Below are 14,497 nucleotides of genomic sequence, written 5' to 3'. Positions count from 1 at the left end.
GCAATTACTCCTCCAATGCTTTGTTTAAGGCAACTACCTGCAAGGCCGGCTTTTCATAGGCCAGGATTTCAATCATCTGTCCGACCCGGCTGAGTTCAATCCTGCAGACCTGCCGTCCCTCCCAGCTCCAGGTCTGCTTTAAGTCATTAACAAGCCTGTTAACCTGCGCCTGTGGCAATACAGGATCGGCGGCAACAGGAATTCCCTGAATAATGGTAGTACACACTTTACTCTCCTCCTTACTTTACTGCATAACCTTCGCATCTGAGCGCGCTAAAATGGATTGATAGCTATTTGACTTAAGTCAGTTAATTGCCTCTTAAAACACATTCGGCATTTTACCGAACGGCGTTTTAAGAGGCTATGGTGTTATGTTGTCGATGGTGAACTGCAGAGATCCTTTGGGAGCGCCTAATGCGTAGGCAATCACTTCCTCGGACAGTTTAAACTGGCAATGCAATTGTTCCGCCGGTAAATTTTCATAGATGGCGGTAATTAAAGAATCCAGGATGGCATCGATGATATTTACTACGACTCGCGGCTGCGGCGTACGAAAACACTTCTCCTGATTCCCGGCCTCAATAATTTCCAGTAAGGTGGGCGCTAGCAGTTGTTTCCCCTGCCGTGACAGCCTGTCGAGAAAATGTATCGCCCGTTCGTTATGGAGATATTCAAAAACCAATCCTTCTTCCCGGTGCAGCGACTGCAACAAGGTCTGTATGGCAATTTGCATTTTACCGGTTGGAGTTGCATTCCCGGCATGAACCGTCAGTTTGATTCTGGCGATCAAATCGGCCATTTCCCGGTTTATTAACGCTTCTAACAAATCCTCTTTGGAGGCAAAATAATAATAGATTGTGCCTTGCGCAACACCTAATTTTTTCGCAATATCACTGATTGCCGTCTCATGATATCCTTGGCTATAGAACAGCGGTTCAGCCGCATCAAGTATTTCATTAATTCGGATTTGCGGGTCTTGCGGCGGTCGGGCCATAGTATCACCCCATTAATTGACTCAATTCAAATTATAAAATAAATTTACAGGATTAGTCAATATTTTTTTTATAAACATTTCTCCGAGCGTCTCCTATTTACCAGCTGCCATTAGGAAACCTGATTCGGCATTGCGCTTATAATACGGCTGAGCTGATCTCCGGAAATTACTTCCTGTTCTTTTAAGAACTTGGCTACTTCATGTAAAACTGCAAGATGATGTGTTAGGATTTCCCGGGCTGTGTTTTGCGCCTCCTCTAATAGACGGTGTATTTCTTCGTCAATTTGGGCAATGGTGGCAGGTCCCAAATCCTCCCGGCCTGAAATACCGCTTCTTAGGTAAGCGCCGGCTGCATGGGCATAGCGAACCGGCCCCAGTTTGGGAGACATCCCGAACTCAGTCACCATGCGCCGCGCCATTTCAGTAGCCCGTTCCAGGTCATTCGCGGCGCCGGTTGAACCTTCCTGAAAAATAATAAGTTCGGCTGCTCTGCCGCCAAGCATTACAGCCATGCGGGCCTTGAGCTCGTTTTCGCCGATAAGATAACGGTCTTCCTCCGGCATCTGCATAGTATAGCCTAATGCCCCCTTGGCGGTGGGAATAATACTTATTTTATGAACCGGATCAGTTCCGGCAAGATAATAAGCAGTGAGAGCGTGGCCGACTTCGTGATAGGCAACTTTCGTCCGGATATCATCGGAAAGCGGTGTTTTCCGCTGCAGGCCGGCGACCACCCGTTCTATGGCCAAATCAAAATCATCCATGGAAATAGTTTTAGCTTCCCGCCGGATGGCCAGCAGAGCGGCTTCATTAGCGATATTGGCCAGTTCGGCTCCGGAAAACCCGGCAGTTATTTTGGCAAGCCGTTCAAGGTTTACGTCATTGCCAAGCGACATGCTGCGGGTATGAATTTTAAGAATTTCAAGCCGTCCGGGCTCGGTAGGCAAGGTTATCTGGATCTGCCGGTCAAAGCGGCCCGGCCGTATCAAGGCGGGATCCAGTATTTCCGGACGATTGGTAGCCGCCATGATAACTACGCCCGAATTAGCCTGAAACCCATCCATTTCGGCTAACAACTGATTAAGCGTGTTCTCCTGTTCGCTGTTGCCCCCTATTCGCCCAACACTGGTACGGGCCTGACCAATCGCATCAATTTCATCAATAAAGATTATGCAGGGCGATTTTTTCTGGGCCTGTTCAAAGAGATCGCGTACTCTGGCCGCCCCCACACCGACAAACATTTCGACAAAACTGGAGCCTGTAAGAAAGAAAAACGGTACTCCCGCCTCTCCCGCCGTCGCTTTGGCCAGCAGGGTTTTACCTGTTCCGGGCGAGCCGGCCAGCAGCACTCCTTTGGGCAGCCTGGCCCCCATTTTGCTGAATTTTTCAGGATCTTTCAGGTATTCAATGATTTCCTTCAGCTCAGTTTCGGCTTCGCCCACCCCGCCGACATCGCTGAATTTGATGCCAATCATCTCTCCCTGAATCTCGTGCGCTTTACTTTTCCCTAACGACATGGCGTTAGGGCCGCCCCCGCCCATCCGGTTGAAAATGAAATACCAGATTAAGAGTAAAGGCAACAAGGGCAAAATCCAGCCCAGTAAGGTTGACAGCAAACTTTTCGTTGGCGCCTGCGCAGAAAAATCCACCCCTGCAGCGATTAGACGTTCAATCAGGTCAGGATCATTGACGGTTACCACATTCGCGACAGTTTCTTTCTGAGCTTCCGTAGCTTTCAGTATATAAACAATACGGTCACCGTTCAAAATAACCTTATCGATCTTATGCTCATTTAAATTCTGGAGAAAAACATTATAGCCGACTTCTGTTTCGCGAATGATGAACGGCTTATAAACAAAGTCATTAAAAACCCAGGTCGCCAGCATGGCTAAAATAAGATACCAGGCAGAAAAATTCCATTGTTTTTTATCCATATGATCCTTCCTTTGTTGCCGTAATTCCATCCTGGCCATATTGGCTTAGCTGATGCTCTATTAAGGGCAATCTGCCACGTCATTATAATGTTGACCGCCTGTTGACACAGTGCGATTACGCAGTTTTTTGACCTTATTATGTTTTGCATAATCATAAAATATATTAGTTACGGCCCGGCATCGATAATACAAAAAACCTTCCCCAACTCACAACTGTTACATTAATAACGCTGGTTAAGCCCATCGTATGGCTCAAAAACAAACCACGGAGCCAAATTCAGCTCCGCAATGAAAAAAAACAGCCATGAACATTTGTAAATTTTAGCCTAACCGGAATGCGGGGGAATTTACTGAAAATATTCCCATTCATTGACAACAACAATTTTTTTTTGATAGTATAAATGAGTTGAGTTGTATAGACTTCATCAAACTTAAATTCTATTTCGATGTGCTAGGGGATAATTGCAATATGTTTAAGGGTTCCTTGTTTAAATTGGCATGGCCAATATTCTTAGAACAGTTTCTCATTATGTTGGTTGGATTTGTAAACGTATATATATTAAGCAAATATGATAATTTGGCTGCAGCCGGAGTAGAAGCCACCAATCAAATTGTTTGGAATTTTCTACTGGTGTTTGCCATTATTTCTATGGGCACTTCAGTATTGGTGGCACAAAATTTTGGGGCCAAAAGACAAGAGGCGATTGACAAAATTGCAGCTGTATCGCTGCTTTTTAACGCCTTTTTGGGAACTGCGATCAGTCTTATCCTGGTGACCTTCGGTAATAGTATTCTCATACGGTTGGGTGTAGAGAATACATTACTAAGTTATGCTCACACCTACATGCAGATCGTAGGTGGTTTTATTTTTTTTGATGCTCTCTTATCTTCTGCGGACGCTATCTTAAAAGGCTTGGGCCGGACCAGGCAATGTTTGGCGATTACCGCTTTCATGAATGTATTAAATTTAATTGGTTCGTTTGTACTAGGCCTGGGATTATCGGAAATTCCGGCTCTGGGCGTGCAAGGCGTTGCCATAGCCGCTGTTTGCAGTAAGGGAATTGCCGTTGCCTCAGCTTTGTTTTATATATTTACGAAACTGTTGAAGATTAATTTCAAGAAATATTTGCAGGTGTTTCCCACCCATGAATTAAAGCAATTGCTTACCATTGGTTTTCCGGCAGCCATGGAAAATATGTCTTATAACCTGAGTCAGACCATGCTCATGATGATTATTATTGTCCACCTGGGGTCTGATGCTTACATTACCCGTACATATGCCTGGTCAGTAATTAAAATGGCTTTTTTATTTTCACTGTCTATCGGGCAAGCCAATATTATTATGATAGGGCAATTGGTAGGAGCCGGAAGATTTACAGAGGCAGAAAAAACCGGTATGCAAAATTTCAAGATTGCCTTTGGCGTGGCCTGGGCTATTGGCGGACTATTGTTCTTATTTCGCTATCAATTAATGGAAATATTTACTCACGATCCGGAAATTATTGCACTAGGTGCAATGGTATTTATGATTGATGCCTTTTTAGAACCGGGACGAACGTTTAACATTGTGTTTATCTATGGACTACGGGGAGCTGGCGATGTTATTTTTCCAGTAATTATGGCTATTTTTTCCATGTGGCTGATTACCATTGGGCTAGGCTATTATTTGGGAGTTGTCATGGGTTATGGATTGGCTGGAATTTGGATGGTCATGCTCGTTGATGAATGGTTTCGCGGTCTGGCTATGCTGTGGCGCTGGAGAAGCGGAACCTGGAAGTCAAAAGTTATGATCTGACAGCACTTTCTTATGCCAACAGCTGTTACATAAAATCAGAATTTAATAACACAATATAATCGCACGAGTACTTTATCTTTTTCGCAATGCAAGGCGGAGGAGCCGCGCATATCGGACATATGTAAGGCGACGACAACGACGCAGTGCGGAAAAAGATGCGCAATCTATCATTGGTTTTAGGGGAGCTGAAGTACTAGTTAATGAGTGTCCTGTCCAGGTACTCCGGAATCAGTCCATCCGGTCAAATTAGCAGTGCTGCTTAAAAAATACAGACAAAACAAGAGGGAACTATGTTTAGCAAGCGAATGCGACACATTAACCGCTATCATGAAATTGCTGTTGTTTTGGCGAATCACGGCTTTGGCTATCTCATTGAGGAAATAGATTTAATTCAAAAACTTCCTTATCATGAACGGCTGCGGGTAACTCCCCGGGACGCAAACCCTGCCGATCTTAGTGAGAGAATCCGAATGGTTCTGCAGGAGTTGGGGCCTACCTATATAAAACTTGGCCAGATCGCCAGCACCAGGCCGGATATTTTTCCGCATGAAATCATTGCCAATTTAGAAAAACTGCAGGACAATGTAGCTGCGTTTCCCTTTGAACAGGTCCAAAATTTAATCAGCAAGGAACTAGGCGCTGACATTGAGGAGATCTTTCAGGACTTCGAGGCGCAACCGCTAGCTGCAGCTTCTATTGGGCAGGTTCATGCCGCAACTTTAAAATCCGGACAAAAAGTTGCCGTAAAAATTCAGCGTCCTGATATTGCCGCCGTAATCGAAACAGACCTGGAAATTTTACTCGAGCTGGCCGTAACAGCGCAGAATCGCTTGCAATGGGCGAAAAAATATCAAATTGCCGATCTGATTGATGAATTCGCCAAAGCTCTGCGCAAAGAGCTTGACTATAGCATAGAAGCGCGCAATACCGATAAATTTGCTATGCAGTTAAAAAAGCAACCCTACTTTTATATTCCTCAAGTCCATTGGGATTATTCCACAAAAAGAATACTCACGACCGAGTTTCTTCAAGGCATAAAAATAAACCAGAGCGATATGCTCTCACAACAAGGATACAATCTTTCAGCAATAGCGAATCGGTTGGCCAAAGGTATCTTCCAGCAGATATTTGTGGAAGGTTTTTTCCATGGTGACCCGCATCCGGGAAATATTGTCGTAATGCCCCAAGAGGTCATTGCATTATTAGATTTTGGTATGGTAGGGAGACTTGGCTCCGATATGAAAAACTGCTTGTCGGCATTAGTGATCGGGCTTAAGCGCAATAACACGGATGATTTGTTAAAAGCTATTCTTTGCATGGAAATCGTCCCCGCGCAGGTCGACCTGCGCCAATTACGCGATGACATTGAGCTCTTTAAAGATACCTACTATGGGATTCCGCTTAGCAAAATCAGTATCGGTGAAGTAATTACCAATTTCTTCAGTCTGACACAAAAACACGCCATCCGGGTCCCTGCAGACCTGGTACTGGTCGGCAAAACGCTGCTTACTATAGAAAGCATTGTGAAAAGACTTGACCCTGTTTTGAGTCTGTTGGATATTGCCGAGCCCTTTGGGGAAAAATTGCTGCTGGAAAGAATGAATCCCAAAACAATTGCTGAATCGGTATGGAAAACCATAATTGAATTTGGCGATCTCTTTAACAATATTCCCAAAAGTGTTAAGGAATTGAGCGCTATTATCAAGCAAGGACGTTTGCATATAGATGTATCGCTTACCGAAACAGAACTTATCTTAAGACATCAGGACCGCATCAGCAACCGATTGTCGGTAAGCATAATGCTATTAGCCTTCAGCATTATCATGGGCAGTATTATTATTAGCCAATCACTTCGCGGGCAGTCTTCCTTGTCAAGCAACCTGCCCATTATTGAAATCGGCTTTTTTATTGCCGTATTTATGTTTGCCTGGATACTATATGCAATAATCCGTTCCGGAAAATTATGAATCCTGACGCCGTCCTACAGCAAAGACAGGGATCATGTCCATCACTTCGAATTAAGAAGAATAGAACATGCCCCCTGTCCTTTTAGATCGCCGCCTAACGCTGTCGTTAGATATGACTGTTGTTAATATCCACTTTTAAATCCAGCACATCGGTAAAGAATTCTACAGGTACAAGTGTTTTGCCATTAATAATTTCCGGTGCACGCTCCAGTAGAACAGCCATTTTCAACTTGCCATAAGTTTTGCTGCCTATTGTCAGGGTTGCCATTGTACATGCACCGTTTTGCAGATCGACCGTCCTGTTTTCCCCGTTCCAAACTATGTCATAACCCAAGCCTTCGGCAATGACGCTCAGCGGCAGCATTACCGCGCCGCCATCAGTTTTAATAATATCCTGTTCACTTAAGGCCAGTTCTTTTCCGTTTAGAACGATAGTGCCTGCGCCGGTATGAACTTTTATATCGGCTTTAGCAGGCAGTAATACCACCTTGGTTGCCTTAGCCTGAGCAGGCATGCTCATTGTCATTATGTCGTACCATACAATTAATTCCGAGCCCTCTTTAATGTCTGCAGTTTGGGCAAATACGTCCGGACTAATTGTCACAATTCTGTCAGCATTGGTGCACAGTGCCTTTATACTGCTGTCTTGATTTTTTTCCAGTTGGGCCACCTGCATATACATTCCTGCGCTGCCGGTCTTGGGTGTTCCCACAAGCAGAGCGATCGCATTGCCCTGCGGCGGTATACTTTTAGTAACCGCAGGACCGTAGTAAGCTGTTACTTTATCGCCCTTTTTTAAGTCTTGCAAGCCGATTTGTGCGCCATCCTCCGCATTTAGAATATAGGCGCCGGCCTGTACATTTAAAACGATTTCCCGGTAGGCACCTTCTCCTGAAATTCGTACCTGATCTTGGTTGATTTCTTTAATCGCGCCTGTGGTAAAAATCACATTTTGGCTTGGCTTCCCGCTAAGCGTGCAGAATTAACGTCTGCATTCTGTGCAAACACTACCGGCATAGTTAAAATCACTGCCATTGCTAAAATTGCTGCTACAAGTTTTTTCATTGTTCCCTCCGGGTGTGTTTTTGAGCGCCAGCCTGCTTACTGGTGCTCTCTTTATATTATTTAACGCTTATTTCAGCATAAGGTAACGCTGGCTGAGCCGATTCGCAATTTGAAGTTTCTCTATATTGCGCTATAGACCATATACCCGGCCGATCCCCAAATAAAAACCGCGGAAAGCTTATTTATCCAGCGAATTCCGGCTGTGAGCTGCGCCTCGCCGCTTACCAACCGCGCTGTAGCCGCCAGGAAAAAAAACCAAAACCACGATACAAGAATACAGGCCATTGTAAAGAAAAATTTTTCAGTTCCTTCATAGCTGGCCGAGCTGGTGCCGATTACCCCAATGGTATCCATGATGGCGTGCGGGTTCAATAAGGAAACGGTAGCCGCAAAAACAATCTGCTGCTTAACCGATAAGCTCGTGGCTTCCGCCTCCCTATATTCCATGGTGCTATTCCAGGTAAGCCAGCCCATATACAGTAAAAATACTACCCCCAGCCCGATCAGGACTACTTTTAACACAGCAAACTTCAGTAAAAATAAAGAAACCCCATTTACGGCCAGCAGGATCAACAGGGTGTCACAGACAGACGCGGCAATCACGGCAGGCAATGCCCTTAGGAGACTTGGCTGAGTTACACCTTGATTAAAAACGAATAAATTCTGCACTCCCAAAGGCAGTATTAAGCCCAGGGCGAGCAATGCGCCATGTAATAATGCTTGCATTCTTTTATCTCCCTATAACGTTTTTTATCATTATAAAAAGATTTTTTGCCAATGTCTCCAACCAATTGGATTGATACCACCCCAGCCAATTTGTTATAATAAAAAAAATAAATTTAGGGGAATAACTATGCTGCCTATCGACTGGACTCCCAATCCCAAAGACCGTATGCCTTTATACGTACAAATTATTGAATTTATAAGAAACAAAATTCGTCTTGGCGACTGGCCGGTAAACAGCAAGCTGCCTCCGCAGCGCGAGCTTGCCCGTATTTTTCAGGTAAACAGAAGCACACTGGCAACCGCGCTGGATGAGTTAATTGCTGACGGGCTGCTGGAGAGTAAAATAGGGAGCAGTATATGGGTAGCCAATAATACTTGGTCGGTATTGACTTCCCCGCCGCAAGTCAATTGGCATTCTTACGCTGAGTCCGGCATCTACCTGCCTAACTTTCCAACCATTCAGCAAATCAACCTGGAAGAATTCAATCTTAAAAATGTTAGACTGGGAACCGGCGAACTTTCACCCGAACTGATCCCTGCCGAGCTGCTAAAAGGCGTTGTAAGCAAAGTGCCTGACAAAATACAGTCATTCGGCTATGAGGAGCCCCGGGGTCTCCTGTATTTACGCCAGCAGTTAAGCCATTATCTGAGGGATTTTGGTATTATCGCAGCGCCGGAATCCATTTTAATCGTATCCGGCGCTTTGCAGGCTCTCCAACTTATATGCTTTGGGCTGCTGCCGAAAGATGCCACTATTTTACTGGAAAAGCCTTCCTACCTGCTGTCGCTTAAGTTATTTCAATCCCTGAGCATGCAATTTTCGGGAATACCGCTTGATGACGAGGGAATTCAGGTCACTTCGATTACTAATCATAAGAAATGCCAGAAAGCCTCCCTGTTGTATACCATCCCCTGTTTTCACAATCCTACGGGAACACTCATGACCAATCAGCGTCGCCAGGACCTCATCGTCCTGTCGCAAAATGAACTGCTGCCAATCATTGAGGATGATGTGTACCGGGAACTCTGGATCGATGCTCCGCCGCCTGCGCCGCTCAAAGCCCGAGATACCGACGGGCGCGTAATTTATATAGGCAGCTTATCCAAATCAGTCAGTCCCGGACTTAGAATCGGCTGGATTGTCGGTCCCGAACCAGTTATCGAACGACTAGCGGATATTAAAATGCAGAACGATTATGGTTCCAGTTCCCTGTCACAATGGGCGGCGGCGGAATGGCTTGCCAGCGGCCTTAATGAACAGCATCTGCACCAAATAAGAAAACAACTAAAAATTCGCCGTGATACTGCGATCGAAGCTTTGGAGAAGCACTTTGCCGGTATTGCCACCTGGACTATTCCCAAAGGGGGTTTTTATATCTGGCTCACGCTCACTCAGCCGGTTTCTATGCATAAATTATTTAAGGCTGCGCTGGATACGGGTCTTTTAATTAATCCCGGAAACATATATGACCCTCTCTCAAACCAGCATCTCCGCCTGTCTTATTCTTATGCCGCCTTACCTGATTTAAAAAAGGGACTATACCGGCTCGCCGGCATTATCAGGCAGCTCAATCGTTAAGACCACCGCTGCGGTATCTGCTAAATAGCGGGCGGATAAATTCACGCCTTACAGCTAAAAGTCCTTAGCCTTATGAACGAACATAATGGCTAAGGACTTTGTTAATCCTATAAGCTTTCAAACAGCCGATTGGCCGGACATTATATAACAAAAGATAGTTATATAATGAGCACCGCTTCCCGCAAGAACAAACAGATGCCAGACGGCATGATTATAGGGAAACCAGCGGCAAAGATAAATTAAAGCGCCAATTGTATACAAGAGCCCGCCGCCAATCAGCCAGTACAGCCCGGCAGCAGGTAACGCATCCATAAGCGGCTTTATTAACACAATCATCAGCCAGCCCATTACGAGATAACATATGGTTGATAAAAGTTTGAACCTTTTCACAAAAAAGATCTTAAAAACTGTGCCAATTAAAGCTAATGTCCAAACTACCCCGAATATCGTCCAGCCTAAAGCGCCGCGAAACAGCACGAGCGCAAAAGGGGTATATGTTCCGGCAATTAACAAATAGATGGCCGTATGGTCGAAAATTTTAAAAATATATTTGAGTCTTTCGTCACGAAAGCTATGGTATAGTGTTGAAGCCAGAAACAGCAAAACAAGTGACGTGCCGTAGATACCGGAACTTACAAGCTGCCAGATATCACCATGCAGCCAAGATGACATAAGCAACACAATAAGCCCGGCGAAAGCAAAGATTGCACCCACACCATGAGTTAGCGCATTTAAGTTTTCTTCCATACAAGCCTCCAGAACGTAAATTTTTACTCCCAACCGGCTGTATCTCCCGTTTGGGTGGTCATAAGCATTGCTTTCACCAAACATCCCTCGAGAAATGCCAGACATTCAAACTCCATAAAGCAAGAAGCATTTCGATCAAACAAAATCTGAACTTCGCAAGGAAATTCATCATCGCCGTCATGATAAACGATTTGGAGGGGGATCTTCGGCAATGCGTTCAGCAGCCACGAATAGCCGCCCGCTTTCAACTTACCGTCAAAAACACCGCCTAATCTGCACATGGTTTCACTGAATGTTGAATAATCTCCGGCGAATTGTTTACCGAGCGGATCGGTCATCCATTTTAAATTTGCAGTGAATATTATTCCGGCGCCGGCGTGATAAGAAATCGGCACATAGGAGCATGCCGGCTCGCCCACGCCCGGAGACAGCGTATAGTAAGCCAGAACACTGCGATTGTTGACATTAACCGGCTTCCCGTCCGCCGGTTTAACCCCCTGGGAACTAATCGAGTATTCCCGGCCAAGAAAATTGACGAACAGGGTACCCTCCGATTTCTGTGACAGGCCAAGCCGTTTTGCGATCTCTACAAAATCGCATTTGCTTAATTTGGGTATAAGGCTTTCATAAATCTGTTCATAACCACTGCTCATAAAACACTCCTTTCATTGCGCCGCCGCTGCTTAGAGCTCTTACCGGCAATGAGAATAGGGAATGTCGGAGGTCAGCCAAGCGCCTTAAAGATTTTGCCAGATCGCTGAGCTACGCTGAAAGCTCCAGTTTTTTTATTGCCCACGCTGCCATTTCTCTCACCTTCTCATTACTATCATAGCATGCTTTTAAAATATATTCTTTATAATGCTCCTGATAGTCATTAACCATGGCATTAATGGCATTGACCTTCCATTTCCAGACATCTTGCTTGTCTATATACCAAAACTTTGGCTGCACTTTTTCTTCTAAAAAACTATAGTCCATAGTAAGAATCTTTTCCGGCGAGATATGCGAGCTCAACTCGCTTAGCGCCGGAAACTCTTCTTTCGCCTGCCAACGGTTTTTGTTCATGGGACAAACATCCTGGCAAACATCACAGCCGAAAAGCCAGCAGCCGATTTGCGCATTATACTTGTCATTTGGCAAATCCCGGCCGCCGAATGTGGTAAGAAATGAAACACAGGCTAAAGGATTCATAATGTGGGGTTGTGATAAAGATGCCGTGGGGCAGGATTTTACACACCTGTTACAGTTTTCAGGGCAGGCCTTCAATGCGGGTGTCTCTATAGCTTCTAATTCCTGGTCAATAAGCCAGGCCTCCAGATGCAGCCATGAACCGGATTCTGTATAAAAAAAATTATTCCGGCGGGTTAACCCAAGCCCCGCTTTAAAAGCAGCCCAGCGTAAGGCAGTAATCCCAAATTTCCGTTCAGTTTCTGTTTTCAGTCCCAATTCCTTAAGATATGCTTCAAATTTCAAACTGTCCTGAAAGTCCCGGGAGTGTTTGTCTCTTCGGCTATCAAATAAATAGTATTTGCCAATCCGGCCTTGCAGATGCTCTGGAACTTTATATTTCCCATATTGTCTGACGCATACTACAACCGACTTTGCCCATGGATATGTCTTTTGCAAATAAGCAAAACGCTGAAATTTTTCATCAAAAGCCTTGGCTTCCGGAACATGCTCGCTTCGTTCCTTAAGTTTCCCTTCATAGTCTGCCATATCTGCAATTTTAATAATACCGCACTTTTCATACCCCATGCGCAACGCAGCTGTTTTTATTTGGTTCGAAAGTGAATTCATCTGTTCAACACCCTCCTTATAGAATATCATACTGTACTATTCGCCTTTAAGTGTATATGCACATTATTGATTACACAATCTCCCCCTTATTTTACAATAACTTAACTCTATTTTACGTGTATATGCACTGATAGTTTTATTATAGACTGCCTAATTTAGGGTGTCAAGCACTTGCAAGCTTGCTAATTCAACATAACTGCTGTTCTTTCATCTTGCAGAACACAGAAAAGAGCACTCTCACTAAACAAGAGTGCTCTTTTCCGTTATCACTTTATTAATAATTCCCGCTACAGCTCATAACTGCTGTCCTAAGTGAACGGCTACCGGCTATGCCAGTGTCCAATCCTTTCGTTGTCCGTAGCGGCCGGTTTATTTTCCAATGCATTTGCGGCAGGAGATTGCTGCACCAAATTATCTACCAGTTTTTTGGCTACGCGGGCATTAGCCAGTCCGCCGGGACCACCAATGCAGCCGCCAGGGCACGACATTCCCTCCAAAAAATTTGCCTCTGTTTTGCCGGACCGGAGCTGGATAACCGCTTCCGCGCAGTTCTCAAGGCCTTCCGCATTCAGCGGCTTGACTACAACAGCCGGATCAATACCGCCCACTGCAGCCTGAACTGCTTTAGCTACCCCGCCGGCGCAAGCAAAGCCATTCGCCGTACTGGAAGCTGACGACTGAAATTCCTTATCAAGCATAAAATCCATATCCATGCCCTTACCGGTAATCATAGCAGCAAGTTCTTCAAAGGTCAGGGCATAATCCACAAGTTCGGCATATTTGCGGGCTTCAGCTTTTTTGGCGATACACGGCCCGATAAACACGGTAACCGCTTCCGGGTTACTTGCTTTAGTTAGACGGGCGGTGGCTATCATGGGCGAAACAGTAGACGATACCATTGGCGTTACATCCGGATAATGCTTTTCAACCATACTTACGAAAGCCGGACAGCAGGAGGATGTCATAAACGGGCGCTCATTGGGCACAGTCGCCAAAAACTCCTCGGCTTCGTTAAGAGTTACAATATCGGCCCCGTAGGCTACTTCTTTTACCTCAGAAAAACCAAGCTGTTTGATGGCATCCACGATTTGACCCGGTTTGGTCCGGGGACCGAAATGCCCGGCAAAAGCAGGCGCAAGCATCGCGTATACTTGCTTACCGGCTAAAATCTGCTGGATAACCTGAACTAACACCGAGCTATCACTGATGGCTCCGAACGGACAGGCTTCACGGCAGCTGCCGCACTCCACGCATTTTTCCTGATCGATAACGGCCTTGCGGTCCCCGCCGGCGACAATCGCTTTGACAGCACATGCTCGCTCGCAGGGACGGCTTATCTCGATAATAGCGCCGTATTGGCAGGATCTTTTGCACAAACCGCATTCCACACAGCGGCTTTTGTCAATATAAGCCCTGTTCTGCACTACCATAATTGCTTTTTTGGGGCAACTGTTGATACAATTATGCGCTAAGCAGTTGCGGCAGGCATCGGTAACCAAATATTTATCAATAGGGCACTGGTCGCAGGCTTCCGGCAGCACCGAGATTACCGGCATAGCTTCCACTTTACCGGCCATAGCCCCCTCTGCGGCCTCTTCCTGGGTAATGTTTAGCGGTTGACTCAAAGTCAGATTAATACGTTGCCTGAGTACTGCTTTTTCTTTATGAACACAGCATCGGTACCTGGGCCCCTCTTCAGATACGATGATATCCATCACACCTGCAATGTCTTTTTCAAGACGGTTCTCATAGGTCAGTTTTGTAATTTCGGCCAAAACCTTGCTGCGAATCCTTACAACTTCCGTAGTTTGAGATATTGCCATGTATTCGGTCCTCCATTAGTTGAAATAAATAAGGTATGATTATTGCTGCAACTATACCAAAAGGGTCCTA

Annotated in this window: 12 protein-coding genes; 3 read left to right on the top strand and 9 right to left on the bottom strand. The window is 45.3% G+C overall.

Going from position 1 to position 14,497, the window contains the following annotated elements; translation table 11 throughout:
• Positions 1-4: 4 nt before the first annotated feature.
• The 3 genes from SATMO3_RS08805 to ftsH all read right to left on the bottom strand — a co-directional run bounded on the left by SATMO3_RS08805 (position 5) and on the right by ftsH (position 2,928).
• A complete protein-coding gene (locus SATMO3_RS08805; RefSeq protein WP_371380142.1) occupies positions 5-226 on the bottom strand; it encodes a hypothetical protein in 222 nt (73 codons plus the stop codon).
• Between the two features lie 135 nt (positions 227-361).
• Positions 362-994, bottom strand: coding sequence for a TetR/AcrR family transcriptional regulator (locus SATMO3_RS08800; RefSeq protein ID WP_371380141.1), 633 nt, complete (start codon positions 992-994; stop codon positions 362-364).
• Between the two features lie 110 nt (positions 995-1,104).
• Entirely contained in the window at positions 1,105-2,928 is a 1,824-nt protein-coding gene (ftsH, locus tag SATMO3_RS08795; RefSeq protein WP_371380139.1) for an ATP-dependent zinc metalloprotease FtsH, read from the bottom strand.
• Between the two features lie 469 nt (positions 2,929-3,397).
• Here ftsH and SATMO3_RS08790 point away from each other — a divergent pair, with 469 nt between their 5' ends.
• Positions 3,398-4,723 (top strand): MATE family efflux transporter, encoded by a 1,326-nt coding sequence (locus tag SATMO3_RS08790; RefSeq protein ID WP_371380137.1) that lies wholly within the window; start codon positions 3,398-3,400, stop codon positions 4,721-4,723.
• Between the two features lie 290 nt (positions 4,724-5,013).
• Entirely contained in the window at positions 5,014-6,690 is a 1,677-nt protein-coding gene (locus tag SATMO3_RS08785) for an ABC1 kinase family protein (protein ID WP_371380134.1), read from the top strand.
• Between the two features lie 106 nt (positions 6,691-6,796).
• Here SATMO3_RS08785 and SATMO3_RS08780 read toward each other — a convergent pair whose 3' ends face one another.
• Entirely contained in the window at positions 6,797-7,639 is an 843-nt protein-coding gene (locus SATMO3_RS08780) for a stalk domain-containing protein (protein ID WP_371380132.1), read from the bottom strand.
• 236 nt (positions 7,640-7,875) lie between these two features.
• Positions 7,876-8,481, bottom strand: coding sequence for a LysE/ArgO family amino acid transporter (locus tag SATMO3_RS08775; RefSeq protein ID WP_371380130.1), 606 nt, complete (start codon positions 8,479-8,481; stop codon positions 7,876-7,878).
• Positions 8,482-8,608: 127 nt separating this feature from the next.
• On the opposite strand from SATMO3_RS08775, the gene SATMO3_RS08770 reads away from it, so the two are divergent.
• Positions 8,609-10,060 (top strand): PLP-dependent aminotransferase family protein, encoded by a 1,452-nt coding sequence (locus tag SATMO3_RS08770; RefSeq protein ID WP_371380129.1) that lies wholly within the window; start codon positions 8,609-8,611, stop codon positions 10,058-10,060.
• Positions 10,061-10,177: 117 nt separating this feature from the next.
• Here the strand turns inward: SATMO3_RS08770 and SATMO3_RS08765 are convergent, their stop codons facing one another.
• The 4 genes from SATMO3_RS08765 to SATMO3_RS08750 all read right to left on the bottom strand — a co-directional run bounded on the left by SATMO3_RS08765 (position 10,178) and on the right by SATMO3_RS08750 (position 14,427).
• Positions 10,178-10,807: a hemolysin III family protein gene (locus SATMO3_RS08765; protein WP_371380127.1), complete on the bottom strand. Its 630-nt coding sequence runs from the start codon at positions 10,805-10,807 to the stop codon at positions 10,178-10,180.
• A gap of 23 nt (positions 10,808-10,830) precedes the next feature.
• A complete protein-coding gene (locus tag SATMO3_RS08760; RefSeq protein ID WP_371380125.1) occupies positions 10,831-11,460 on the bottom strand; it encodes a DUF3786 domain-containing protein in 630 nt (209 codons plus the stop codon).
• Positions 11,461-11,569: 109 nt separating this feature from the next.
• Positions 11,570-12,604: an epoxyqueuosine reductase gene (locus SATMO3_RS08755; RefSeq protein ID WP_371380123.1), complete on the bottom strand. Its 1,035-nt coding sequence runs from the start codon at positions 12,602-12,604 to the stop codon at positions 11,570-11,572.
• A gap of 320 nt (positions 12,605-12,924) precedes the next feature.
• Entirely contained in the window at positions 12,925-14,427 is a 1,503-nt protein-coding gene (locus SATMO3_RS08750) for a 4Fe-4S dicluster domain-containing protein (RefSeq protein ID WP_371380122.1), read from the bottom strand.
• Between the last annotated feature and the right edge of the window lie 70 nt (positions 14,428-14,497).

It is taken from the genome of Sporomusa aerivorans, from assembly GCF_041428895.1.
Taxonomy (GTDB): domain Bacteria; phylum Bacillota; class Negativicutes; order Sporomusales; family Sporomusaceae; genus Sporomusa; species Sporomusa aerivorans.
Note: the sequence above shows the minus strand (reverse complement) of the source record. Positions and strands in the feature narration are given on the sequence as shown.

Bases quoted from the DNA above. Each gene is read 5' to 3' on its own strand.
- SATMO3_RS08800 (WP_371380141.1), bottom strand. From the start codon at position 994: ATGGCCCGACCGCCGCAAGACCCGCAAATCCGAATTAATGAAATACTT.
- ftsH (WP_371380139.1), bottom strand. From the start codon at position 2,928: ATGGATAAAAAACAATGGAATTTTTCTGCCTGGTATCTTATTTTAGCC.
- SATMO3_RS08790 (WP_371380137.1), top strand. From the start codon at position 3,398: ATGTTTAAGGGTTCCTTGTTTAAATTGGCATGGCCAATATTCTTAGAA.
- SATMO3_RS08785 (WP_371380134.1), top strand. From the start codon at position 5,014: ATGTTTAGCAAGCGAATGCGACACATTAACCGCTATCATGAAATTGCT.
- SATMO3_RS08775 (WP_371380130.1), bottom strand. From the start codon at position 8,481: ATGCAAGCATTATTACATGGCGCATTGCTCGCCCTGGGCTTAATACTG.
- SATMO3_RS08770 (WP_371380129.1), top strand. From the start codon at position 8,609: ATGCTGCCTATCGACTGGACTCCCAATCCCAAAGACCGTATGCCTTTA.
- SATMO3_RS08765 (WP_371380127.1), bottom strand. From the start codon at position 10,807: ATGGAAGAAAACTTAAATGCGCTAACTCATGGTGTGGGTGCAATCTTT.
- SATMO3_RS08760 (WP_371380125.1), bottom strand. From the start codon at position 11,460: ATGAGCAGTGGTTATGAACAGATTTATGAAAGCCTTATACCCAAATTA.
- SATMO3_RS08755 (WP_371380123.1), bottom strand. From the start codon at position 12,604: ATGAATTCACTTTCGAACCAAATAAAAACAGCTGCGTTGCGCATGGGG.
- SATMO3_RS08750 (WP_371380122.1), bottom strand. From the start codon at position 14,427: ATGGCAATATCTCAAACTACGGAAGTTGTAAGGATTCGCAGCAAGGTT.